Here is a 23,767-nt window from a genome sequence, read left to right on the forward strand (position 1 = left end):
TGCCTTCAGGTCAACGCACCGCCGACTTGGCAGCGCGCAGCAATCGATCGGATAACTCTCCCGGACCCAGCGCTCTTGCCAGAGCCAGACCACCTACCATCAGCGCGACATCGGCCAGGGCCTTGTCGGTGTCTTCAGGACTGGCAGCCAGTTGCGCCACCATCAGCTCCAGATGCTCGTTCAGCGCAATGCGGAACGATTCCGGCAAACGCCCCAGTTCGCCAATCGAGGCCGGAATCGGGCACGCCGCATCGCTGGAATCCCGGTGTTTGCGCGACAGGTAGAACGCAGCCACCAAGGCGCGACGTTCTTCGCCGGTCAGGTCGGCATCCATGTCGGCGATCAGATCGCGACGCCGGCCCAGCAGCTGCTTGAACGCTTCGAGCATCATTGCGTCCTTGCTTTCGAAGTGCGCATAGAAGCCACCGACGGTCAGGCCGGCTGCGCCCATCACTTCGCCCACGCTCGGGTCGGCCGGGCCACGCTGGATCAGTGCGGCGCTGGCAGCCTTGAGGATGCGTTCGCGGGTTTGAGCTTTTTTATCGTTCATCGTTGCCTCCGAATATTACGACTAGAATATTATTCGCATAATAATATTCCGCAAGTCATGAATATGACCGCTGGTCTGAAGCACAGTGTAAGGAAAATGGAGAGTTGGCCAAACGCCAGACAAACAAAAGGGCCATTCAATAATTGAATGACCCTTATAAAATCCCGCAGAGCGGGTAATCGTGGCGTCCCCTAGGGGACTCGAACCCCTGTTACCGCCGTGAAAGGGCGGTGTCCTAGGCCACTAGACGAAGGGGACACAAACCCTTCTATACAACTGATCAGTGCTGAGAGCTGATCGATTCAAGGCCGGTGTGGCCAGACCTTGAACTGTAAAATTGGTGGAGCTAAGCGGGATCGAACCGCTGACCTCCTGCATGCCATGCAGGCGCTCTCCCAGCTGAGCTATAGCCCCGGATTTTTCGCCTCGCGGCGGAGTGATCTCTTGCAACATCACTTCTGTAAAACTGGCGTCCCCTAGGGGACTCGAACCCCTGTTACCGCCGTGAAAGGGCGGTGTCCTAGGCCACTAGACGAAGGGGACGCAAACCCTTCTATACAACTGATCAACGCTGAGTGTTGATCGCTTCAAGGCCGGTGTGGCCAGACCTCGAAGTGTAAATTGGTGGAGCTAGACGGGATCGAACCGTCGACCTCTTGCATGCCATGCAAGCGCTCTCCCAGCTGAGCTATAGCCCCTCATCGCTGAGGACGGGGCGAATCTTAAGGGCGTATCGAAAGCCTGTCAAACTTATTTTTGAAAAATTTCAAAATTTTTTGTCGGGATAACAATCACTTACCGCCCTCCCCCGTAAATTCGGGAGAAACGCCGAAGGCAGGATCAAAAGATCGCAGCCTTCGGCAGCTCCTACAGAGAAGCAAAAGCAATCAAGCGATGGCGCCCAGAAGCTTTTCCCACTCTTTGTTTTCTTTCTTCGACACGCCACCCAGCAGGTCAATCGCCTGGCGCAAGCGGAAACGGGTCAGGTCCGGGCCAAGGATTTCCATCGCATCAAGCACCGACACCGAACTGGCCTGGCCGGTGATCGCGGCAAACATCAGCGGCATCGCGTCGCGCAGTTTCAATTCGAGGGATTCCACCACCGCCTGGATCGTCGCGGTGATGCTGTCCTTCTCCCACTGACGCAGGCTTTCCAGCTTCCACAGGATCAGCTGCATCAACTGGCGAACCTGATCGCCGGAGAGCTTTTTCGATTCAAACAGCTTGGCATCCGGGTTAACGCCGCCGGCAAAGAAGAATCCCGCCAGCGGTGCGACCTGGCTGAAGGTTTCGACGCGACCCTGGACGTGGGGCGCGATTTTCATCATGTATTCGGAATTGAACGCCCACTTCTGCACGCGGGCGGCAAACTCTTCCACCGGCAGATCGCGCAGCCACTGACCGTTGAGCCACGACAATTTCTCGATATCGAAGATCGGCCCGCCGAGGGAAACGCGCTTGAGATCGAAATTGTCGACCATTTCCTGCAGCGAGAACTTCTCGCGCTCGTCCGGCATCGACCAGCCCATGCGGCCGAGGTAGTTGAGCATGGCTTCGGGCATGAAGCCCATGCGCTCGTAGAACGTGACCGAGGTCGGGTTCTTGCGCTTGGACAGCTTGCTCTTGTCCGGGTTACGCAGCAGCGGCATGTAGCACAGCTCTGGTTGTTCCCAACCGAAGTATTCATAAAGCAGGATCAGTTTTGGCGCCGATGGCAGCCATTCTTCGCCACGCAGGACGTGGGTGATGCCCATCAGATGGTCATCGACGACGTTGGCGAGGAAGTACGTCGGCAGGCCATCGGTCTTCATCAGCACTTGCATGTCCATGCGATCCCACGGGATCTCGACGTCGCCACGGAGCATGTCCGGCACCACGCAGACGCCTTCGCTCGGCACTTTCATGCGGATCACGTGCGGTTCGCCAGCGGCCAGGCGCGCGGCGACTTCTTCTTTCGACAGCAGCAGTGCGCGGCCGTCGTAGCGCGGGGTTTCGCCGCGAGCCATTTGCTCGGCGCGCATCTGATCGAGTTCTTCAGCGGTGCAGAAGCACGGGAACGCATGGCCCATGTCGACCAGTTGCTGGCAGTACTTCTGATAGATATCGCCGCGCTCGCTCTGCCGGTATGGGCCGTGCGGGCCGCCGACATCCGGGCCTTCGCTCCAGTCGATGCCAAGCCAGCGCAGGGCGTCGAAGATCTGCTGTTCGGACTCGCGGGTCGAGCGCAACTGATCGGTGTCTTCGATGCGCAGGATGAATTCACCGCCGTGCTGCTTGGCAAAGCAGTAGTTGAACAATGCGATGTAAGCGGTACCTACGTGGGGGTCCCCGGTAGGCGATGGCGCGATGCGAGTGCGGACGGTGGTCATGGCATGTCTCGAAAAAATGAAGAGCAGAACAATCAAGCGGCGAATGGTAACAGGCGACACCGGCCCCGCTCCAGCGGGCAGGGTATTTAAGCCAGATGCCCCAAGGCCTTGCGATTGTGTGAAGGCCATTCGCGAGCAGGCTCGCTCCCACAGGGACAGGCAATTGCTCTGTGGGAGCGAGCCTGCTCGGGAAGAGGCCGGTCAGGCGATGACAATCAAACGGTGAGCAATCGTTCGCGCAGTTTGGCAATCTCGTCGCGCATCTGCGCCGCCGCTTCGAACTCCAGATCCCGTGCCAACTGATACATCTTCTCTTCCAGTGCGCGGATGCGTTTGGTGATTTCGCTGGGCGAGCGCAGTTCGGCTTCGTACTTGGCGTTCTCTTCGGCGGCCTTGGCCATGCCTTTGCGCTTCTTGCTGCGCGAGCCCGGTACCGTGGCGCCTTCCATGATGTCGGCGACGTCCTTGAACACGCCTTTCGGAGTAATGCCGTTTTCCAGGTTGAAGGCGATCTGCCTCTCACGACGGCGCTCGGTCTCGCCAATCGCCCGTTCCATCGACCCGGTCATGCGATCAGCGTAGAGAATCGCCCGGCCATTGAGGTTACGCGCCGCGCGGCCGATGGTCTGGATCAGTGAGCGCTCGGAACGCAGGAAGCCTTCCTTGTCGGCATCGAGAATCGCTACCAGCGACACTTCCGGCATGTCGAGGCCTTCACGTAGCAGGTTGATGCCGACCAGCACATCGAACACGCCAAGGCGCAAATCGCGGATGATCTCGACGCGTTCGACAGTGTCGATGTCCGAGTGCAGGTAACGCACGCGCACGCCGTGGTCGGCGAGGTAATCAGTCAAGTCTTCGGCCATGCGCTTGGTCAGCGTGGTGACCAGCACGCGCTCTTCGATCGCCACACGCTTGGTGATTTCCGAGAGCAAGTCGTCGACCTGGGTCAGCGCCGGCCGCACTTCAACCTGCGGGTCGACCAGACCGGTCGGCCGTACCACCTGCTCGACCACGCGCCCGGCGTGCTCGGCTTCGTAGTTGCCGGGGGTTGCGGATACGAAAATGGTTTGCGGGCTGACCCCTTCCCACTCGTCGAAACGCATTGGCCGGTTGTCCAGCGCCGATGGCAGGCGGAAACCGTACTCGACCAGGGTTTCCTTGCGCGAACGGTCGCCCTTATACATCGCGCCAACCTGCGGCACGCTGACGTGAGATTCGTCGATTACCAACAGCGCATCGGCGGGCAAGTAGTCGTAAAGCGTGGGTGGCGCCGCGCCGGATGGCCGCCCGGACAGGTAGCGCGAGTAGTTCTCGATGCCGTTGCAGTAACCCAGTTCGAGAATCATCTCGAGGTCGAAACGGGTACGCTGCTCCAGGCGCTGGGCCTCTACCAATTTGTTGTTGCTGCGCAAGTATTCGAGACGCTCCTGCAGTTCGACCTTGATGCCTTCGATGGCGTCGAGCAGGGTTTCACGAGGTGTCACGTAGTGACTCTTCGGATAAAAGGTGAAGCGCGGCATCTTGCGAATGACTTCGCCGGTCAGCGGATCGAACGCGGAAATGCTCTCGACCTCGTCATCGAACAGCTCGATGCGGATCGCTTCCAGATCGGATTCCGCCGGGAAGATATCGATGACGTCGCCACGCACGCGGAACGTCGCCCGGGCGAAATCCATGTCGTTGCGGGTGTATTGCAGATCCGCCAGGCGCCGCAGCAGCGCACGCTGATCGAGCTTGTCGCCACGATCAACGTGCAAGACCATTTTCAGATAGGTTTCCGGGCTGCCCAGACCATAGATGCACGACACCGTGGTGACGATGATCGCGTCCTTGCGCTCCAGCAACGCTTTGGTCGCGGACAGCCGCATCTGCTCGATGTGGTCGTTGATCGACGCATCCTTCTCGATGAAGGTGTCGGACGACGGCACATACGCTTCGGGCTGATAGTAGTCGTAGTAGGAAACGAAATATTCCACCGCGTTGTTCGGGAAGAACGCCTTGAACTCCCCGTACAGCTGCGCGGCCAGGGTCTTGTTCGGCGCCAGCACCAGCGTCGGACGCTGTACCTGCGAGATGACGTTGGCGATGCTGAAGGTCTTGCCCGAGCCGGTCACACCGAGCAGTGTCTGGTGCGCCAGCCCGGCATCAATGCCCTCAACCAACTGGCGAATGGCTTCCGGCTGATCGCCGGCAGGCTCGAAGCGGGTGACTAGCTGGAATTCCGACATACACACCTCTGGAATCGTGGCGTTCCGCGTCAGACGGAGCACCACGAGGACGACCGCAAACGACCGATGTCGCGCAAGAAAAAACCTGGATTGTGCTTAATGTGGTGGCGATTGCCTGACCTTTCAAGGCAAACGTCCTACATCCGGTAAAGACTCTGACAAAGTCAATCGACTAACGGTCAAGAAATAATCGGAAAAACTTACCGCAAAAGCCGATTCGCCTGTCGCCATCGCGCGGTGATGGCCTCTATACTAGCTCCCCGTTTGTGCACCGCTCTAGTGCATTCGGCTGGAGCGCGACACGTCCCTCCACTCTCCATTCAGAGCCGCCGTAATAATGAGCCTGTTCTCCGCTGTCGAAATGGCACCCCGCGATCCAATCCTGGGCCTCAACGAAGCATTCAACGCCGATACCCGGACCACCAAGGTCAACCTGGGCGTGGGCGTGTACTGCAACGAAGAGGGGCGAATTCCACTGCTGCGCGCGGTGATCGAAGCCGAGACGATTCGCGTCGCTCAACACGCTTCGCGCGGTTACCTGCCGATCGATGGCATCGCTGCCTACGACCAGGCCGTGCAAAAACTGCTGTTCGGCAACGACTCGCCGCTGATCAGCTCCGGTCGCGTCATCACGACCCAGGCGGTCGGCGGGACTGGCGCACTGAAAATCGGTGCCGACTTCCTCAAGCAACTGCTGCCAAACGCTGTCGTGGCGATCAGCGATCCAAGCTGGGAAAACCACCGCGCGCTGTTCGAAACCGCTGGTTTCCCGGTGCAGAACTACCGTTATTACGACGCTGCCACCCACGACGTGAACCGCGCCGGCATGCTCGACGACCTCAACGCCCTGCCCAACGGCTCGATCGTCGTCCTGCACGCTTGCTGCCACAACCCGACCGGCGTCGACCTGACCCCAACGGACTGGAAAAACGTGCTGGACGTGGTCAAGGCCAAGGGACACGTACCGTTCCTCGATATGGCTTACCAAGGTTTCGGCGACGGCATCGATGAAGACGCCGGCGCTGTGCGCCTGTTCGCCGAATCCGGTCTGACCTTCTTCGTCTCGAGCTCGTTCTCCAAGTCGTTCTCGCTGTACGGCGAACGTGTTGGCGCACTGTCAATCATCAGCGAATCGAAAGAAGAAAGCGCGCGCGTGCTGTCGCAGGTCAAACGCGTGATCCGCACCAACTACTCCAACCCGCCGACCCACGGCGCCAGCATCGTTGCGGCTGTACTGAACAGTCCGGAACTGCGTGCACAGTGGGAAGCTGAACTCGCGGAGATGCGTCTGCGCATTCGCGGCATGCGCGAGCAGATGGTTGCCCTGCTGGCAGAGAAAGCCCCGGGCCGCGATTTCAGCTTCGTCGGTCGTCAACGCGGCATGTTCTCCTACTCCGGCCTGACCACCGAACAGGTGCATCGCCTGCGTAACGAGTTCGGCATCTACGCCCTGGACACTGGCCGCATCTGCGTGGCCGCACTGAACCAGAGCAATATCAAGGCTGTGACGGACGCGATCGTGCAGGTCATCTGATTTCGCCGCGTGATCAAAAAACGGGAAGCCTTGAACGGCTTCCCGTTTTTATTTGTCCCGGAATGATGTCCACACCCTCTAGACTGCACACAAATCAGACTGTAAGAGTGAGCCTGCTCGCGATTGCGGTGTGTCAGGTATGAAGCTTCGGCTGACACGACGCTATCGCGAGCAGGCTCACTCCTACAGGTTTTGTGTACACCCGAGCTTTTCGAAGAGAACCCACATGAAAAACGACAACCTGCGCGCCGACCGTGACGATCTGGATGATTTCATCCCGCGCGCCCCGGCCAAGCGTGAAAAGAGCCTGGTGCTGCAAGTGGCCACCGGGGTATTCCTCGGCGGCCTGGCCCTGTGGCTGGTGCAACTGGCGGCGACGGCAGCCTATGCCAAGCTGATGCTCGGCACGATCACCTTCGGCAGTTAAGCCAGTTCGGCCGAGCGCTGAGCGGCGGCGTCGTCGTAAATCACATACAGGGATTCGGCGATCTGGCTCTTGATGGCCTTGCTGCTTTCGAGGCCGAGCACGAAACCCTCGGCCTTGCCGCCGGCGCGATTCAATTCTTCGGCGGTGCTGGCGCCGGTGATGGCATCGAAAAGTTTCTCGGCGTGCGGGCCGATGCCTTTGGGCAGGCTGATCTGTGCGGTACTCATGCGAGCACCTCGGTGTTGCGAGTGATTTGAATCATTGGCGCGTACCTATGCGGCGAATGGCCGGCAGCGCGTGTGACCACTTCCGGGCTGCCATGGTAGACCTCTGAGGCCATTCTGGTAACCGCCAATCGCTGACAAAACACCGTCTGTCCAGGCGAAACGCAAAAAACGCCAGGCGACGCTTGACTTCTCTTTTTGAATCAGTAACATACGCACCAATTCCGCAATAGCTCAGTTGGTAGAGCAAGTGACTGTTAATCACTGGGTCCCTGGTTCGAGTCCAGGTTGTGGAGCCAAATAGCAAAGCCCCTGAATCGCAAGGTTCAGGGGCTTTTTTGTGGGCGCCTGAAAAGATCAAAAGATCGCAGCCTTCGGCGGCTCCTGCAAAGAAACGCTGATCCCGATGTAGGAGCTGCCGAAGGCCGCGATCTTTTAATCTGCAAACGAAAAGGCCGATCTGTACAACCAGATCGGCCCTTCTATATTCAGCAGCAGTCAGACATGTTCGCTGCTTTTCACCTGCACCTTCGGCGCGCCATGCCCATGGTCGTGGTCATCCGGCTCGATCACCGGTATCTCCTTGCCATCGCAATCATGCAGCTTGCCGTCGCTGAAGTAGTCGCCTTCGCGCAGCGCGGCCAGATCGCGATAACGCAGGGTGCGCTCTTCCGCTGCGGCAAACACCGACTGCTGATCCGAGTTGCCAGCCGTAAAGTGGTTGAACGCCAGGTTGAGCAGGATCGCCATGATTGCCGACGAGCTGATGCCCGAATGGAAAATCGTCGCGAACCAGCTCGGGAAATGATCGTAGAAGTTCGGCGCGGCGATCGGGATCATGCCGAAACCGATCGAGGTGGCAACGATGATCAGGTTTACGTTGTTGCGGTAATCCACCTTCGACAACGTGCGGATGCCGCTCGCGGCCACGGTGCCGAACAGCACGATTCCCGCGCCGCCGAGTACCGACGTCGGCACAGCGGCAATCACCCGGCCCATGAACGGCAGCAGGCCGAGGACCACCAGGAACACGCCGCCGGTGGCGACCACGAAACGGCTCTTGATCCCGGTCACCGCCACCAGCCCGACGTTCTGCGCGAAAGCACTTTGCGTGAACGAACCGAAGATCGGCGCAAACATGCTCGACAGCATGTCGGCACGCAGGCCGTTGCCCAAGCGTTTCGAGTCGACCTTGGTGCCGATGATTTCACCCACGGCGAGGATGTCCGCCGAGGTCTCCACCAGGGTCACCATGACCACAATGCACATCGACAGAATCGCGGCGAAATGGAAGGTTGGCATGCCGAAGTGGAACGGCGTCGGGAAGCCGAACATCGGGCCGGTGGTGACACTGGAGAAATCCGCCATGCCGAGGAACACCGCCAGCACCGTGCCGATGACCATGGCCAGGAGGATCGACAACCGCGAGATGGTCGAGCTGCCGACTTTGCTCAGCAGCAACACCAGCACCAGCGTCACCGCCGCCAGGCCGATGTTCTGCATGCTGCCGAAATCCGGCGCGTGGCTGTTGCCGCCCATTGCCCAGCGTGCGGCAACGGGCATCAGCGTCAGGCCGATGGTGGTGATCACGATGCCGGTGACCAGCGGCGGGAAGAACTTGGTGATACGCGAGAACACGGGCGTGATCAGCAAGCCGATCAACGAGGCGGCAATCACCGCGCCCAGCACCGATTGGAAACCGCCCTCCCCGCCGCTGCTGACAATCGCGACCATGGTCGCCACGCCGGAGAACGACACGCCCTGAACCAGCGGCAGCTGACAGCCAAAAAACGGCAGACCCAGGGTTTGCAGCAATGTCGCCAGCCCCCCCGCAAACAATGAAGCAGCAATCAACAGACCAATGTCCGCCGGCGACAGACCGGCCGCCTGGCCAATGATCAGTGGCACCGCAACGATACCGCCGTACATGGTCAGAACATGTTGCAGGCCGTAAGCCATATTCGCGCCGACCCCGAGGTTTTCGTCCTCGGGCCGTTGGTGTGAAACATGGGGCGTTTTCATGGTGGGGGGTTCCCTGGTTTTTGTTATGCGCACACTGTATTCAATCATCAGGACAAATGTCCATAGAGTTGTATACAACTTATTGGTCACATAATGGTTAGGTAGCCACCCAAGCTTCTGGCCCGCGGCTTTCGCGCCCACAAACCCGGCAACTCATCCACGCTGCGTTCGCGCCAGTGCCCACCAGGCTGAAGTGTTCACGGCGACCGACGGTAAAGTCGCGCTCTTTTTTATGCATATAATGTATGCATAGTGAAATCAGTGGGATTTATTAACGACGGGAGTTAAGGAGGCTTGACCGATGAAAGACGAATATGACTTTTCTGCAGGCAAACGCGGCGCAGTAGCGCCGAGCAAGGGCAAGACGCGCATCACCATCATGCTTGATGACGCGGTGATCGAAGCGGCGCGCACCGCCGCAGAAACCGAAGGCTTTGGCTACCAGACTGTGATCAACAATACCCTTCGCCATGCTCTGCTTGATGGCGCACGCCAGCCGGAGCGCGCTGACGATTCAGGTTTAACGGGGCAATTCAAGAAAGGCATCACCGCTACCGATCTCAAGAGTCTCGAGCGAAAGCTCTCGGCAGCCATCGGCGAAATCCGTCGCGTGCTGGAGCCTGACGTGAAGCCCTAGACCGGTACTGGCGCGATTACCCGAGCCAGCGCTTGTCGCACGCCGGGTGATTCAGGCAACTGAAGATCAAACTCATGCCGCAACACCCCCATCAACTCGTCGACGTCCGCCACTTCGCGCCGCTGGCTTTCTGCCCCCATCGGGTGAATGGCAAAACTGCCGTTGTTCAGGGTCTTGCGCCAGCCATCGCCGGTACGCGCGACCATCAGGCGCTGGGCGAAAGGTGATTCTGGATGGGTCGAGACGTACCAGTTGCCGACGGTGTAATCGATGTCTTCCTGGCGTTGCAGATCAAACAGGTACATCGCCCGCCATTCTCCCGCCACCTTGGCGCGCAGCAAGTAGCCATCGGTCTGCTTGTCGATGCGGTAGGGTTCGTGCGCAGTGGATTGCTCATCTTCGCTGTCGAGCAGCAGCGGTGCCGTTGGCACCATGCCGCCGAAGCCGACGTCGGCGATATAGCGAGTGTCGTCGATGGTGACCAGGCTCAAGCGATGCGTGCGCGGCGTCCAACTGCCTTCCGGTTGATTCATCACCACGCGACCGCTGATGCCGCGCGCTTCAAAACCCAGTTCAAGCAGCAGCGCATAGAACAAATGGTTGAGCTCATAACAGTAGCCGCCCCGTCCTCGCCGTAGCACCTTGTCTTCGATAGAGACCAGGTCGATCAACACCGGCACTCCGCTGATGGTTGCCAGATTTTCGAAAACAAACTCAGCGGTATGGCGCAGCTGCAATTGACGCAACGTGTCCAGCGTCGGCGGCGGCGCTGTGTCGAATCCCAGGCGTTGCAAGTACAGATTGGTATCGGTCAGCCGTGGCGCACTCATTGCTCAGTCCTTATGCATGGGGCCGCAGAACACTGCGTGAATGTTGCCCTGTATACGGGATCAAGCACGGCTTGCGACAATTGATTTCGCCAATCGCCCGCTCAGCGCTTTTTCCGCGAGCCAATACGAATCCAGGTCGGTGCATGGTCACTGGCGTGCGGCTCATTGCGCACCCAGGCGTCGACGCCGGCGTCATGCAGATACGGAGCCAATGCCGGGTTGAGCAGCAAGTGATCGATGCGCAGGCCGGAGTTGGTTTGCCAATGATTGCGGAAGTAATCCCAGAAGGTGTAGATGCGTTCTTCGGGATACACGTGGCGCAGGGAATCGGTCCATCCCTGATCCAGCAGCCGCTGGTAGCACTCGCGGCTTTCCGGTTGCAACAAGGCATCCTTGAGCCACGAGCGGGTGTTGTAGATGTCCATGTCGGTGGGCACGACATTGAAGTCACCGGCCAGCACCACCGGATGATCGCTGCTCTGCAAGTCTTTGGCGTAACTGATCAGGCGTTCGAACCAGGCCAGTTTGTAATCGAATTTCGGCCCCGGCTGCGGGTTGCCATTGGGCAGATACAGGCAACCGACCAACACACCATGCACCGCTGCTTCGATATAGCGGCTGTGGGTGTCATCGGGATCGCCGGGCAAACCACGCCGACTTTCCAGCGGCTGCGCATCCCGCGCCAGAATCGCCACGCCATTCCATGATGCCTGGCCCTGCCAGATCGCACCGTAACCGGCCGCTTCCAGTTCTGCGGCGGGAAACGCGCTGTCCACCGATTTCAGTTCTTGCAGACAGGCGATGTCCGGCTGCTCGCGCTCGAGCCATTCCAGCAGATTCGGCAGCCGCGCACGCATGCCGTTGACGTTGAAGGTGGCGATTCGCAGGTTTTTCATCGTCCGCAACTCCTGCCCGGTGGGATTGAAAATTGTGACCCCGCGAGCGCCGCTCAGGTTGCATCGAATGACGCCGAGATAGCTCAGACGCGATTACGCAACCACTGCAGAAAGCCTCTTTTTGGCGCGACTACGGGCGCTTCCTCGGTCAGCGATTGCGCCTTGTGCAGGCGGAAATCGAGCAATGCCTGCATCGCATCGTGGATGTCGTGGCGCGCGTCCAGGCAGGGTTTCAGGTAGGACTTCTCGATGCGATACAGGGCGCAGAAAGTCTTCGCGGAAAAATCCGCCGGCAGCGCGGTGTCCGAGAGGATCCCGGCCTCGCCGATCACCTCACCCGGCCCCATGCGCCCGGACTCCAGTGGCGCGCCGTGGCGCTTGAGCGTCACGGAAACCACGCCGGATTCAATGATGAACAAATGATCGCTGACCTCCCCGCCCGCCAGAATCGTTTCGCCGGCGCGGAAGGTTTGCAGGGTCATGTTCTGGCTGAAGGTGTCTTTCTCTTCCTCGCGCAGGGTCGAGAAGATTGGCGAGCTTTCCAGCAACGCCCGTGGCCGCGACAGTTGCGGCGCGGCGCTGGTTTCGTTGCTCGACAGCAGATTGACCCCGGACGCCTGCAAGTGTCGGTAAGCGAGATCGAACAGCTGATTGCGCACCACGCGCTTCTCGCCCATCGAAGCGACAAACCCACTGATCTCATATTCGGCGCCGCCGCTGGCAGAGCTTTTCAGCGCCACGCTGGGCGCGGGTGTGTCGAGCAACTGCCGGCAGCCCTGCATCGCCCGCTCCAGCGCCTCGATCACCGAGCTGGGCCGGGCATGGGGGCTGACGGGCACGCTGACCGAAACACCGAACATGTTGCTTGGGCGACTGAAGTTGATGATCTTGGCTTTGGCCGCCAGCGAGTTGGGAATCACTGCCATGCTGCCCTGGCTGGTCTGTAAACGTGTTGCGCGCCAGTCGATGTCGGTGACGCGGCCCTCGGTGCCGTCGATCGAGATCCAGTCATCGAGTTGATAGGGCTTGGTGGTGTTGAGGACAATCCCGGAGAACACGTCGCTCAAGGTGCTCTGCAAGGCCAGACCGACGATGATCGCCAACGCCCCGGACGTCGCCAGCACGCCTTTGACCGGCAGATCGAGCACGTAAGCCAGCGCCGCAATGATCGCGATGAGGAAAATCACCGCGCCGAGCAAGTCCTGCAACAATCGGCCGGTGTGGCCGACCCGTTGCATCATCACCGCACCGATCAATACCGTCAGGGTGCGCGCACCGAACAGCCACCAACCGATCTGCAACCCGGTCGCCGCCAGATGCAACGGCACATTGTCGGCCCACGGCGCCGGCTCCATCGGGTTGAGCCCTTCGTTGAACAGAACAATGCTGAACAGGGCGAAAATCAGCACCCGCACCAGCAGTTTCCATTCGCTGCCGCGAGAGCTGATCAGCCGCCACAAGCCCAGATCGAGCAGGATCAGGATCAATGCGCAAAACAACGGATGTTCGGTCAGCAGAGACAGCATCAAACAACTCCGACAAAGGCCAATCGCGAGAAGATCGCACAGATTGGCTCAGTGTAGGAGCAATTGATTTCGGCGAATGACCAGCGTCTCGAAAACGCTGAAAAACCTGTGGGAGCGAGCCTGCTCGCGAAGGCGTCCTGTCAGTCACTACCTCTTAGACTGAGTCAGAGCATTCGCGAGCAGGCTCGCTCCCACAAGGGCGTTTCAGTTGCCAGTAAAGCTCAGCGTCAGGCGTGCATCTGGCCAAAGCGCCCGGACTGGAAGTCGGCAAAGGCCTGGTGGATTTCCTGCTCGGTGTTCATCACGAACGGGCCATGGCCGACGATCGGTTCGTCGATCGGCTCGCCGCTGAGCAGCAATACCACAGCGTCTTCGCTGGCTTGCAGGGTCAGTCGATCACCGTCGCGTTCGAACAGCGCCAACTGCCCCACTGCCACCGATTCCGCGCCGTTGACTTGCACCGAGCCCTTCAACACCACCAGCGCGGTGTTGCGTCCTTCGTGCAAATCAAGCGTCAGCAACTTGCCAGCATTGAGGCGCAGATCCCAGACGTCGATGGGCGTGAACGTCCGCGACGGGCCGGTGTGCCCGGCGAATTCACCGGCGATCAGACGCAGGCTGCCGGCGTCGTCCTTGAGCGCGATGTTCGGAATATCCCGGTCGAGAATGGTCTGGTAACCCGGCGCGGCCATTTTGTCCTTGGCCGGCAGGTTGACCCACAGCTGGACCATTTCCAGCTTGCCGCCGGTTCTGGCGAAGTTCTCCGAATGAAACTCTTCATGGAGGATGCCGGACGCTGCGGTCATCCACTGTACGTCACCCGGGCCGATGGTGCCGCCACTGCCAGTGGAGTCGCGGTGCTGCACTTCACCGTCATAAACGATGGTCACGGTTTCGAAACCACGGTGCGGGTGCTGGCCGACGCCACGCTGTTCTGTGGTCGGGGTGAATTCGGCGGGTCCGGCGTGATCGAGCAACAGAAACGGGCTGATGTGCTTACCCAGGTTGTCGTAGGAAAACAGCGTGCGCACCGGGAAACCATCGCCGACCCAATGGCCGCGCGGGCTGGTGTAGATGCCGATGATGTTTTTCATGGGGTCTCCAATGTGTCATTGCATTGGATTCAGCCTAAAGGCATATCGAATATTCGACTAGAGGGTGCAAATCGGCCTGAGTGTTCCATGTGCAGAACAGTGACCCGGTGGCGCCTTTCGCGAGCAGGCTTGCTCCCACACGAGACAGCATGGGGCTCAGAGGCAGCGCGCGAGGCTGTGCATGGCTTCGCGCAACCTGTCGATGGTGCGGTCGATGACCCCGTTATCCCTGTCTCGGCAAGCCGTTTCCAGCTCGACACACGCCGCAACAACCCGCGCAGCCCCGACCATCTGCGCCCCGCCCCTGATGCGATGGGCCAACTCGCGCAAGTCTTCGCGGTCGCTCGCCTGCAATTGATCCAGAGCCTGGAGATCATCGCGCAGGCTGTTACCGACTTCCTTGCGCAAGCGTTCGATCAACGAGTGGTCGGCACCGGCCATCTGTTCCAGGGCACTCAGATCAATCTCGACAGGCTCGGCGGCGGGCGGGTGATCTTTGTGCGGCTCGCAAGAGTGGGCGCCGCTCAGGGCTTGCGCCAGATCATGCAAGCGAATCGGTTTGAACAGGCAGCCGTCCATGCCGGCATCCAGACACCGCAGGCGCTCTTCGATCTGCGCGTTGGCGGTAAAACCGAGAATCAGGCAGCGCCTGCGTCCGGTGGCGGCTTCTTCGTCGCGAATCGCCTGCGCCAGTTCATAGCCATTGCGTCGCGGCATGTTGCAGTCGGTGATTAGCACATCGAAGGCCTGGGTTCGCCAGCGATCCAGCCCCTGTTCACCATCGCCGACGTCTACCGTGCGATGCCCGAGTTCGCTCAGTTGCCAGCACATCAGCAAGCGGTTGACCGGGTGATCGTCCACCACCAGCACGTTCAATACACAGGTGGCGGCCGCCGCGTCGGGGGTTGCCGCGGTGGTCGCCATCGCGGTCAGCAGTGGCAACTGCAGGTTGATTTCCACGCGTGTGCCTTGCCCGGGATCGCTGTCCAGACGCAACGTGCCGCCCATCATTTCGCAAAGGTTGCGACTGATCACCAGCCCCAGACCGGACCCGCTGCGCGCCGCTTGTGGACTATTGCCTGCTTGAACGAAGGGATTGAACAGGCGCTTTTGATCGGCGGCACTGATACCGATGCCGCTGTCTTCGATAAGCACTCGCACATTCACCTGCTCGTCCAATATCGCACCGATCTGCAGTTGAAGGCTGACCTCGCCGGCCTCGGTGAACTTGATCGCATTGCTCAGCAGATTCGACAGCACCTGCTTGAAACGTGTCGGATCGATGAGCACGTCCGTGTCGGCGCGCGGATCGAGTTCGATGCGCCACAACAGACGCTTCTGCCGCGCCAGCCCCTCGAACACCCGGCACACCGATGAAACGGTCTCGCGCAGATTGCCCCGCTCGGGGGCGAGGGACAAATGCCCCGACTCGATGCGGGCGATGTCGAGAATATCGCCGATCAACGCCAACAGTTGCTGGCCGGCATTCGAGGCAACTTGAATCGCCAAGCGGTCAGTAACGCCCTCCTCCGCACGCTTGAGGGCCAGTTCGAGCATGCCGATCAACGCGTTCATTGGTGTGCGGATCTCATGGCTCATGGTCGCCAGAAAGGTGCTCTTGGCCCGATTGGCCTCGTCTGCGACATCCTTGGCCTGTTGCAGCTGCAGCAACCACTGTTGACGCTGGTGAATCTGCCGACGCTGCCAGCCGATCCAGAGCATTGCCAGCAGGAGCAAGGCCGCTGCGCCGGCGAAACCCAGCAGAATCTCCTGACGGTGGCGCAGCCAGTAGCTGTCCTCGACCACCACATCGTGGCTCCAGCGCTCGACCAGTTCATCCATCTGCTGCGGCGCGATGCTCAGCAACGCCTTGTTCAGAATCGAATGCAGCAACGCCGATTGCGGCGCCGTGGCCAAAGCGATGCGCGCCGGCTGGTCGCCAACGGTTCCGGTGATCCGCAGGCGGTCGCGGTACTGCCGGGCGATCAGAAAACGCGCCACCAGTAATGAGCTCACCGTCACATCGACCTGTCCTCTGGCAATCAGCGCCATGCCTTCGGCGGGGCTCTTGACCTCGACCAGACGCAGACCGGGCACGCGTTGCAGCAGGTAATCGCGCAATGGGTGGCCGCGATAGATGGCCAGGCGTTTGCCCGCCAGCGCCTCCAGCGGCAGTGGATGCGGCCCATGCACAGCGCTGACCAGCACGAACGGATTGTTCAGATAGGCGCGGGTGAATTGCAGCTGCGCTTCACGCTCGGTGCTGGGCGTCACCACTGGCAATACATCGAGCTCACCGGCCTGGAGTTGTTCGAACTGATCGTTCAGTGAAGCGCCGCGCACGATCTCGAAATTCAGCCCGCTGCGCTGCGCAATCAGGCTCAATAACTGCGCCGACAATCCGCTGAAACGCCCGTCGGCACCGAAAAACGCCAGGGGCGCAAAGTCCTCGACAGCGCCCACCCGCACCGTCGGATGCTGTTCCAGCCACTGCCGCTCGGCGGCGCTGAGCTGCACCCGGGACTGTTCGGCCATTTCGGCGAGGCCGACACTCCAGCGCTGTTCGATCAGATGCCGGCGCTCCATGGGCACGGCCTGCAATGCCTTGTCGACGAGGCGCTTGAGCACCACGTCGCTGCGCAACAACGCAAAAGCGAAGGGGTTGGCGTCAAGCCCCGACGGCCCGGCCAATTGCAGGTCGTTGCGGTAATTGTTGTTGATCAGGTAGTTGGCACTGATGAAGTCGCCCAGATAGGCATCGTCGGCACCGAAAGCGACCGCGCCGAGTGCATCCATTGCCGAGGCATAAAGTTGCACCTGCGCGTCGGGGTAGAACGCCTGAACAGCGGCCAGTGGCAGGTAATCTTCGACCAGGGCGATGCGTTTGGCCGCCAGATCGGCAGGCAGTTTTTCGTCGTGGCGGGTGACCAGCATCGGCTGATCTTCAGCGTAGGGGCGCGAAAGGATAAAAGCCGGGTCAGCCACTTCAAAACTGTTCGATGTGCCCAGCAGATCGATCTCGCCGCGCTTGAGTGCGGCCATGACCGCAGGACGATCGGAGAAGCGCTGCACCTGGAGTTCGACGCCGAGCAGTTGCGCCACGAGATCGGCGTAATCGGCGGTGAGCCCTTCAAGCTCGTGCCGATTGCGGGTGATCTCGAACGGCGGATAGTCCCGCCCCGAAATGCCCATGCGCAACAGCGGATGCTCACGCAGCCACTGGCGTTCCCGCTCGTCGAGGCGAACCTGGACGTTGCCCGGTTCGGGGCGGGCGAGCACCTCCAGTATCTGCGGCGGTGCACCGGCGCAGACCGATGTTACAAGTCCCAGCCACAGCCATAGAATCCGCAGTCCCTGCGTCATGTCGGACACTCAGATCAAGTGATTGCGCTTGGCAAATTCGCGCAGGAGCACCAGTGACCCCAGACAGAGTTTCGCCATCATGCGGGTTTTATAGGTGCTGACGGTCTTGTGGCTCAAGTGCATTTCCTGGGCAATGGCCTTGTTCGGCTTGCCCAGCGCCAATTGCACGAAAATACATAACTCTCGATCGGACAGTTGATCGATCATCTCCTTTTCAGTGCGTTGAACAGCGTTGTACAGACCGCTGGTATTAGGCAACGCGGAGAAATAGGTGTGGCCGGACATCAGTGCCTTGATGGCTTCGTGCAGCAGGGTCAACTGATTGCTCTTGGTCACGTAGCCCATCGCGCCGGCACGCAAACAGCGCTCTTGATAATGCGTGGGCTCATGCATGCTGAACACCAGGACCCGGCAGCGCGCCGTCGGCGCCTTGATCTGGATGCGCGTCAGCACTTCCAGCCCGTCCATGGAGCCCAGCCCCAGATCAAGCACCACCAGTTGCGGATCATGCTCGCGGATCAACGGCACGACTTCATTGCCGTTGGACGCTTCATGAATCTGGGTGAAACCTTGAGCCTGCAGGACGATTCGGATAGCCGCGCGCACTACGGGGTGATCATCAACGATCAGCGCTGACTTCATTGGCACTCCTGCACAATCGTAAAAGACACCGCACCAGCCCGTTTCGGAGTCGGTGGCTGCGCCGGCACTGTTACATGGATGGACAAGGGAATCACCTGTCAGGTCTGACAGTTGTGCAGTCTGGATTTTTATGCATTGGCATGGCGCAACAACCAGTGTGAGTCAGATGCTTGCCGGCGTTCGCCGGCGGCTTCGACCCTTGCCATCACCTGCCCGACGAGCTGTGAATTGGGCAGTGGCGCCGGGCTGATCTGCACGTTTTCCTGAGCGAAGCCTGCCAGTGCCTGCAACGGTGCTGACTGTTCGTTGTAGATCAGAGCGTGGCGAACCTGTGGGTTATCGAGCAGAAAGCCCAGCAGGTCCAGGGAGCCTGCCGCCAGTTCTGCATTGATCACCAGTACATCGAACGGCTCGCAGCCGTAGTCGACCAGGGTCAACAATTCGCCGAGATTCTGCACCGGGGCCACGCGGTAGTAGCCGAGCTCATTGAACAGGCGCTCGATTTTCATTCGATGAAAATGCTGCGGGTCGGCGATCAGGATGCGCAACGCTTTGTTGCTCATGGTCATTCTCCCGGTGAGGTTTGGGGAGGGCAAGACTACGCAAGCGCCGAGGCTAGCTCTGTAGGACTTTTCCTAAAAATCCGGCCATTCATCCGGGCATCCCCGCACTGACGGACGCACCGGTACTCCTGTAGGAGTGAGCCTGCTCGCGATGGCGGTGTGTCAGTCAACTTCAATGTCACTGCAATACCGCTATCGCGAGCAGGCTCACTCCTACAGGGGGCAGCATTACTGCCAGCCGAACCGACGGATGTAGAAGCCTTTCACCGCCTGGGTCAGCGCCATGTACGCCAGCAGGATCAGCGGCAGAAACAGGAAATACAGCGGCGGCAGCGCCTGCAATTTGAAGTAGTGCGCCAGCGGTCCCATCGGCAGGAAAACTCCCACCGCCATGATGATCGCGGTCATGACCATCAACGGCATGGCAGCACGGCTTTGCAGGAACGCAATCTTCGGCGTGCGGATCATGTGCACGATCAGCGTCTGGGTCAGCAACCCGACCACGAACCAGCCGGACTGGAACAGCGTCTGGTGATCCGCGGTGTTGGCATCGAACACGTACCACATCAAGGCGAACGTGGTGATGTCGAAAATCGAACTGATCGGGCCGAAGAACAGCATGAAGCGCCCGACATCCCCCGGTTGCCAGCGTTGCGGTTGTTTCAGCATCTCCTCATCGACGTTGTCGAACGGAATGGCGATCTGCGAAATGTCGTAAAGCAGATTCTGTACCAGCAGGTGCATCGGCAGCATCGGCAGGAACGGGATGAACGCACTGGCGACCAGCACCGAGAACACATTGCCGAAGTTGGAACTGGCGGTCATCTTGATGTACTTGAGCATGTTGGCGAAGGTGCGCCGCCCTTCAAGCACGCCCTCCTCCAGCACCATCAGGCTTTTTTCCAACAGAATGATGTCCGCCGCTTCCTTGGCGATGTCCACCGCGCTGTCGACGGAAATGCCGATATCGGCGGTGCGCAGCGCCGGCGCGTCGTTGATGCCATCGCCCATGAACCCGACCACATGGCCATTGCCCTTGAGCACACGGACGATGCGCTCCTTGTGCGACGGCGTCAGTCTGGCGAAGACGTTGGTGCTCTCGACCGCCACGGCCAGTTCGGCATCGCTCATGCGCTCGAGGTCGTTGCCCAGCAGCAACCCCTGTTGGGCGAGGCCGACCTCGCGGCAGATCTTCGCCGTGACCAGTTCGTTGTCGCCGGTCAGCACCTTCACCGCTACGCCATGCTCGGCCAAGGCCTTGAGCGCCGGTGCGGTGCTGTCCTTCGGTGGATCGAGGAACGCCACGTAACCGATCAGGGTCAGTTCATTTTCATCAGCCAGGCTGTAAGTGTCGCGACCTTCGGACATCGAGCGGGCGGCCACGGCCACCACGCGCAAGCCTTCAGCGTTGAATGCTGCGGTGACCTGACGAATCCGGGTCAGCAATTCATCGCTCAAGGCTTCATCGACTTCGCCATGACGCACGCGGCTGCACACCGCCAGCACTTCCTCGACCGCGCCTTTGCAGATCAGCTGATGTGGCTGATCGCGGCCCTCCACGACGACCGACATACGCCGGCGATTGAAATCGAACGGGATCTCGTCGACCTTGCGAAACGCCGTGCCGACTTCCAGTTCACGGTGGATTTCCACGTGTTCCAGCACCGCCACATCCAGCAGGTTTTTCAGGCCGGTCTGGTAGTAGCTGTTGAGGTAGGCCAGTTCCAGCACTTCGTCGCTGTCTTCGCCCCAGACGTCGACGTTGCGCGCGAGAAAGATCTTGTCCTGAGTCAGCGTGCCGGTCTTGTCGGTACACAGCACGTCCATGGCGCCGAAGTTCTGGATCGCATCAAGGCGTTTGACGATGACCTTTTTGCGCGACAGAAACACGGCGCCTTTGGCCAGGGTCGAGGTGACGATCATCGGCAGCATTTCCGGGGTCAGGCCGACGGCAATCGACAGCGCGAACAGCAGCGCTTCGGTCCAGTCGCCCTTGGTGAAACCGTTGATGAACAGCACCAGCGGCGCCATGACGAACATGAAGCGGATCAGCAGCCAGCTGACCTTGTTGACGCCCTGCTGGAACGAGGTCACCGCCCGGTCCGTCGCGCCGACCCGTTGTGCCAGCGCGCCGAAATAGGTGCTGTTGCCGGTGGTGAGAATCAGCGCAACAGCACTGCCGGAGACGACGTTGGTGCCCATGAACAGAAGGTTGTCCAGCTCCAGTGGATTGCGCGTGTCGCGATTCCCCTGATGAATGAATTTCTCCACCGGCATCGATTCGCCGGTCATCGCAGCCTGACTGACGAACAGGTCCTTGGCGCTGAGCACGCGGCAATCGGCGGGAATCATGTCACCGGCCGACAGTACGATGAGATCGCCGGGCGCCAGTTGCCTGATCGGCACTTCCCGGCGTGGGCCATCCCGGCGCAGCACCGTGGCGGTGTTGCTGACCATGGCTTTGAGCGCATCGGCGGCCTGATTGGATTTGCTCTCCTGCCAGAAGCGCAGCAGCGTCGACAGCACCACCATGGAGAAAATCACCACGGCAGCCTTGAGGTCTTCGGTCAGCCAGGAGATCACCGCGAGCAAGGTCAGCAGCAGGTTGAACGGGTTTTTGTAGCAGTGCCACAGATGGGTCCACCACGGCAGCGGTTGCTCGTGTTCGACCTCGTTGAGGCCATGTCGCGCGCGCAGTGCCTCGGCCTCGACATCGGTGAGGCCCTCGCCGTGGGTGCCCAGTGACGACAGCAACGCAACGCTGTCCTCATGGGCGGCGGCAACCAGCTTACTGGCGAGCGTCGGCGGCACTTCACGGCTGACCGTGGTGTCGTTGATCGAGTCCAGCAGCGCCAGACGACGAAAGTGTCGGCCGATATGGCGGCTGCGCAGAAAGCCTGCGAAAAATTCCTTGAGCTTCAGTTTCATGGCTGTGTCCCCTGTGGTCAGCCGGGAAACCGTCGAGCAGGTACCGCCACGCCCCGACACCGGGAAAAACCGGCACGGCAAGGCGTGGCGCGCCGGTCGGCAATGACAGGCGCGTCGATAGGCGGCGATGACGACTGAGGTCGTCAGCACGCTTGGTTCAGTGTCGATGAGAGGGACGTCGAGACATGGCCCAGGACTGGCCATGCACGGGATGCCGCTGCTCGCTGTTACGGCGAGACAACGGCAGGGAAGGACTGCGCGTTATCTTGCCGAGAATCTGCCGGTGATCGAGACCGGCCGACAACTGTCACTCGAACAAGTACCCACTGTGGGTCTCCGCAATTGATGAAAACGCGCGCAGCTTACGCCCGCAGCGAAATGGCTGGAAGAGGTGTTGGCGGGGAATGTGGCGGGTGTTCAGGAAGGGTTCAGGATTCAGCTTTGCGGTGCTGGCAAAGGCCCCTTCGCGAGCAGGCTCACTCCTACATTTGTCCTGCGTACACAGATCCTTGTAGGAGTGAGCCTGCTCGCGATAGCGGTGTGACAGGCGACGCAGAACTCAGCTGGCAGTCGCCAACAGCAACTCCGCCACCGAGCGACTATGCCCGCGCTGTTTGCCATGCTCATACAGCGAGCCGGCGATTTCGTCGGCGCGAATCGGCAGCACCGACAGCAGCGTATCGCTCAGGCCATGGCTGGCCTGGCAGAAGCCCTGCATATAAATGCCAGCCTTGCAGCGCTCGTCGGTGATCAGTTTGTAATTGCGATCGACTTCGAATTCGCCGAGGTACTCCTCCAGCGGCGCGAGCAATTTGCGGTGCATCTGCCGCTCGTAACCGGTGGCGAGCACCACGGCGTCATAAATGCGCACCGTGAGCTCGCCTGTGGCGTTGTTGCGCACCGCCAGCTCGATGCCGTTTGCCGTGGCAGTGGCGCTTTCGACGGTGGTCAGGGTGCGGAAGGCATGGCGGGCAATCCCGGAAACCTTCTGCCGGTAGAAGATGCCGTAGATGCGTTCGATCAGGTCGATGTCGACCACCGAATAGTTGGTGTTGTGGTACTCGTTGACCAGCCGTTCGCGCTCGACGCTGTTCTGCTGGAACACCAGGTCGGTGAACTCCGGCGAAAACACTTCGTTGACGAACGGGCTGTCGTCCGCAGGCTTCAAGGCCGAGCCGCGCAGGATCATGTCGACCTGCACCGAAGGGAACGAATCATTGAGGTCAATGAAGGCTTCCGCCGCGCTCTGCCCGCCACCGATGATCGCGATGCTCATCGGTTGATTGCTCACACAGGGCTGGCGGGCCATTTGCGACAGGTATTGCGAATGGTGGAACACCCGGTGATCGCCCTTGAGCGCCTTGAATGCCTCCGGAATACGCGGTGTGCCGCCGGCGCTCACCACCACCGAACGCGTGGTGCGCACGAACTGCTGGCCGTCGCTACCGCGGGAAATCACGCGCAAGGCTTCCACCTGCTGGTTATGCAGGACCGGTTCGATGAACTGCACTTCTTCACCGTAACGGCTCTGCTCGGTGAACTGCCCGGCGACCCAGCGCAGGTAGTCGTTGTACTCCATGCGGCATGGATAGAAGGTGCCGAGGTTGATGAAATCGACCAGCCGTCCGTGGTGCTTGAGGTAATTGACGAAGGAATACGGGCTGGTGGGATTGCGCAGGGTCACCAGGTCCTTGAGGAAGGAAATCTGCAATTCGCTCTGCGTCGACAATGTATTGCCGTGCCAGCTGTAATTGGCCTGCTTGTCGAGGAACAGCACATCCAGTTCGCCCTGGGTCGTACCGCGTTCCTGCAAGGCGATGGCCAGTGCCAGGTTCGAAGGGCCGAAACCGACGCCGATCAGGTCGTGAACGATGGGCGATGCATTTGCCTGTGTCATTTCCAGTGTCCTCTGGATGAACCCCTCAACGCGG

General features: G+C 60.1%; 17 protein-coding genes and 5 tRNA genes. 4 read left to right on the forward strand and 18 right to left on the reverse strand.

Translation table 11 applies throughout. The features are described from left to right. Positions 1-10: 10 nt before the first annotated feature. From BLU71_RS12055 to uvrB, 7 genes are all read right to left on the reverse strand, one after another. Positions 11-550 carry a TetR/AcrR family transcriptional regulator gene (locus tag BLU71_RS12055; RefSeq protein WP_039762033.1) on the reverse strand — a complete coding sequence of 180 codons (540 nt, stop codon included), beginning with the start codon at positions 548-550 and terminating at the stop codon, positions 11-13. 182 nt (positions 551-732) lie between these two features. Further along, positions 733-808, reverse strand: a tRNA-Glu gene (locus BLU71_RS12060). Positions 809-888: 80 nt separating this feature from the next. Continuing rightward, positions 889-964: transfer RNA gene (locus tag BLU71_RS12065), tRNA-Ala, on the reverse strand. A gap of 53 nt (positions 965-1,017) precedes the next feature. Next, positions 1,018-1,093 (reverse strand) — tRNA-Glu (locus BLU71_RS12070). A 79-nt stretch (positions 1,094-1,172) separates the two neighbouring features. Next, positions 1,173-1,248: transfer RNA gene (locus tag BLU71_RS12075), tRNA-Ala, on the reverse strand. 189 nt (positions 1,249-1,437) lie between these two features. Next, the gene (gene gltX, locus BLU71_RS12080; protein WP_016773920.1) at positions 1,438-2,919 is read right to left on the reverse strand and encodes a glutamate--tRNA ligase; all 1,482 of its coding nucleotides are present in this window, start codon (positions 2,917-2,919) and stop codon (positions 1,438-1,440) included. A 215-nt stretch (positions 2,920-3,134) separates the two neighbouring features. Further along, entirely contained in the window at positions 3,135-5,150 is a 2,016-nt protein-coding gene (gene uvrB, locus BLU71_RS12085) for an excinuclease ABC subunit UvrB (protein WP_083353169.1), read from the reverse strand. A gap of 337 nt (positions 5,151-5,487) precedes the next feature. Here uvrB and BLU71_RS12090 point away from each other — a divergent pair, with 337 nt between their 5' ends. Then, complete coding sequence (locus BLU71_RS12090; protein WP_083353170.1) at positions 5,488-6,684, forward strand: amino acid aminotransferase; 1,197 nt, start codon at positions 5,488-5,490, stop codon at positions 6,682-6,684. Positions 6,685-6,910: 226 nt separating this feature from the next. Continuing rightward, a complete protein-coding gene (locus BLU71_RS12095; protein ID WP_016773917.1) occupies positions 6,911-7,111 on the forward strand; it encodes a hypothetical protein in 201 nt (66 codons plus the stop codon). On the opposite strand, the gene BLU71_RS12100 is transcribed toward BLU71_RS12095, so the two are convergent. Next, positions 7,108-7,338, reverse strand: a complete 231-nt coding sequence (locus BLU71_RS12100) for a hypothetical protein (protein ID WP_042609416.1) — start codon at positions 7,336-7,338, stop codon at positions 7,108-7,110. The two genes, BLU71_RS12095 and BLU71_RS12100, sit on opposite strands and share 4 nt — an antisense overlap. 220 nt (positions 7,339-7,558) lie before the next feature. Between BLU71_RS12100 and BLU71_RS12105 the strand changes: the two genes are divergently transcribed. After that, a tRNA-Asn gene (locus BLU71_RS12105) sits at positions 7,559-7,634 on the forward strand. Between the two features lie 199 nt (positions 7,635-7,833). Here the strand turns inward: BLU71_RS12105 and BLU71_RS12110 are convergent. Then, complete coding sequence (locus BLU71_RS12110) at positions 7,834-9,357, reverse strand: nucleobase:cation symporter-2 family protein (protein WP_083353171.1); 1,524 nt, start codon at positions 9,355-9,357, stop codon at positions 7,834-7,836. A gap of 301 nt (positions 9,358-9,658) precedes the next feature. Here BLU71_RS12110 and BLU71_RS12115 point away from each other — a divergent pair, with 301 nt between their 5' ends. Then, positions 9,659-9,994 carry a BrnA antitoxin family protein gene (locus tag BLU71_RS12115; protein ID WP_042609414.1) on the forward strand — a complete coding sequence of 112 codons (336 nt, stop codon included), beginning with the start codon at positions 9,659-9,661 and terminating at the stop codon, positions 9,992-9,994. Here the strand turns inward: BLU71_RS12115 and BLU71_RS12120 are convergent. The 9 genes from BLU71_RS12120 to BLU71_RS12160 form a co-directional block, all read right to left on the reverse strand. Further along, positions 9,991-10,824: an arylamine N-acetyltransferase family protein gene (locus tag BLU71_RS12120; protein ID WP_083353172.1), complete on the reverse strand. Its 834-nt coding sequence runs from the start codon at positions 10,822-10,824 to the stop codon at positions 9,991-9,993. The genes BLU71_RS12115 and BLU71_RS12120 overlap by 4 nt on opposite strands. 101 nt (positions 10,825-10,925) lie before the next feature. Then, complete coding sequence (xth, locus tag BLU71_RS12125; RefSeq protein WP_083353173.1) at positions 10,926-11,720, reverse strand: exodeoxyribonuclease III; 795 nt, start codon at positions 11,718-11,720, stop codon at positions 10,926-10,928. A gap of 83 nt (positions 11,721-11,803) precedes the next feature. Then, positions 11,804-13,246 (reverse strand): mechanosensitive ion channel family protein, encoded by a 1,443-nt coding sequence (locus BLU71_RS12130; RefSeq protein WP_083353174.1) that lies wholly within the window; start codon positions 13,244-13,246, stop codon positions 11,804-11,806. 227 nt (positions 13,247-13,473) lie between these two features. Then, on the reverse strand, positions 13,474-14,340 hold the full coding sequence (locus BLU71_RS12135; protein ID WP_065615002.1) for a pirin family protein: 867 nt from the start codon (positions 14,338-14,340) through the stop codon (positions 13,474-13,476). Positions 14,341-14,496: 156 nt separating this feature from the next. After that, positions 14,497-17,703 (reverse strand): transporter substrate-binding domain-containing protein, encoded by a 3,207-nt coding sequence (locus tag BLU71_RS12140; RefSeq protein ID WP_083353175.1) that lies wholly within the window; start codon positions 17,701-17,703, stop codon positions 14,497-14,499. Positions 17,704-17,712: 9 nt separating this feature from the next. Beyond that, positions 17,713-18,345 carry a response regulator transcription factor gene (locus tag BLU71_RS12145; protein ID WP_042609408.1) on the reverse strand — a complete coding sequence of 211 codons (633 nt, stop codon included), beginning with the start codon at positions 18,343-18,345 and terminating at the stop codon, positions 17,713-17,715. Between the two features lie 128 nt (positions 18,346-18,473). Continuing rightward, positions 18,474-18,908, reverse strand: a complete 435-nt coding sequence (locus BLU71_RS12150; protein WP_083353176.1) for a chemotaxis protein CheY — start codon at positions 18,906-18,908, stop codon at positions 18,474-18,476. A 228-nt stretch (positions 18,909-19,136) separates the two neighbouring features. Continuing rightward, the gene (gene mgtA, locus BLU71_RS12155; RefSeq protein WP_083353177.1) at positions 19,137-21,836 is read right to left on the reverse strand and encodes a magnesium-translocating P-type ATPase; all 2,700 of its coding nucleotides are present in this window, start codon (positions 21,834-21,836) and stop codon (positions 19,137-19,139) included. Positions 21,837-22,395: 559 nt separating this feature from the next. Then, the gene (locus BLU71_RS12160; RefSeq protein ID WP_083353178.1) at positions 22,396-23,733 is read right to left on the reverse strand and encodes a lysine N(6)-hydroxylase/L-ornithine N(5)-oxygenase family protein; all 1,338 of its coding nucleotides are present in this window, start codon (positions 23,731-23,733) and stop codon (positions 22,396-22,398) included. Positions 23,734-23,767: the final 34 nt, after the last annotated feature.

Source organism: Pseudomonas moraviensis (assembly GCF_900105805.1).
Lineage (GTDB): Bacteria > Pseudomonadota > Gammaproteobacteria > Pseudomonadales > Pseudomonadaceae > Aquipseudomonas > Aquipseudomonas moraviensis_A.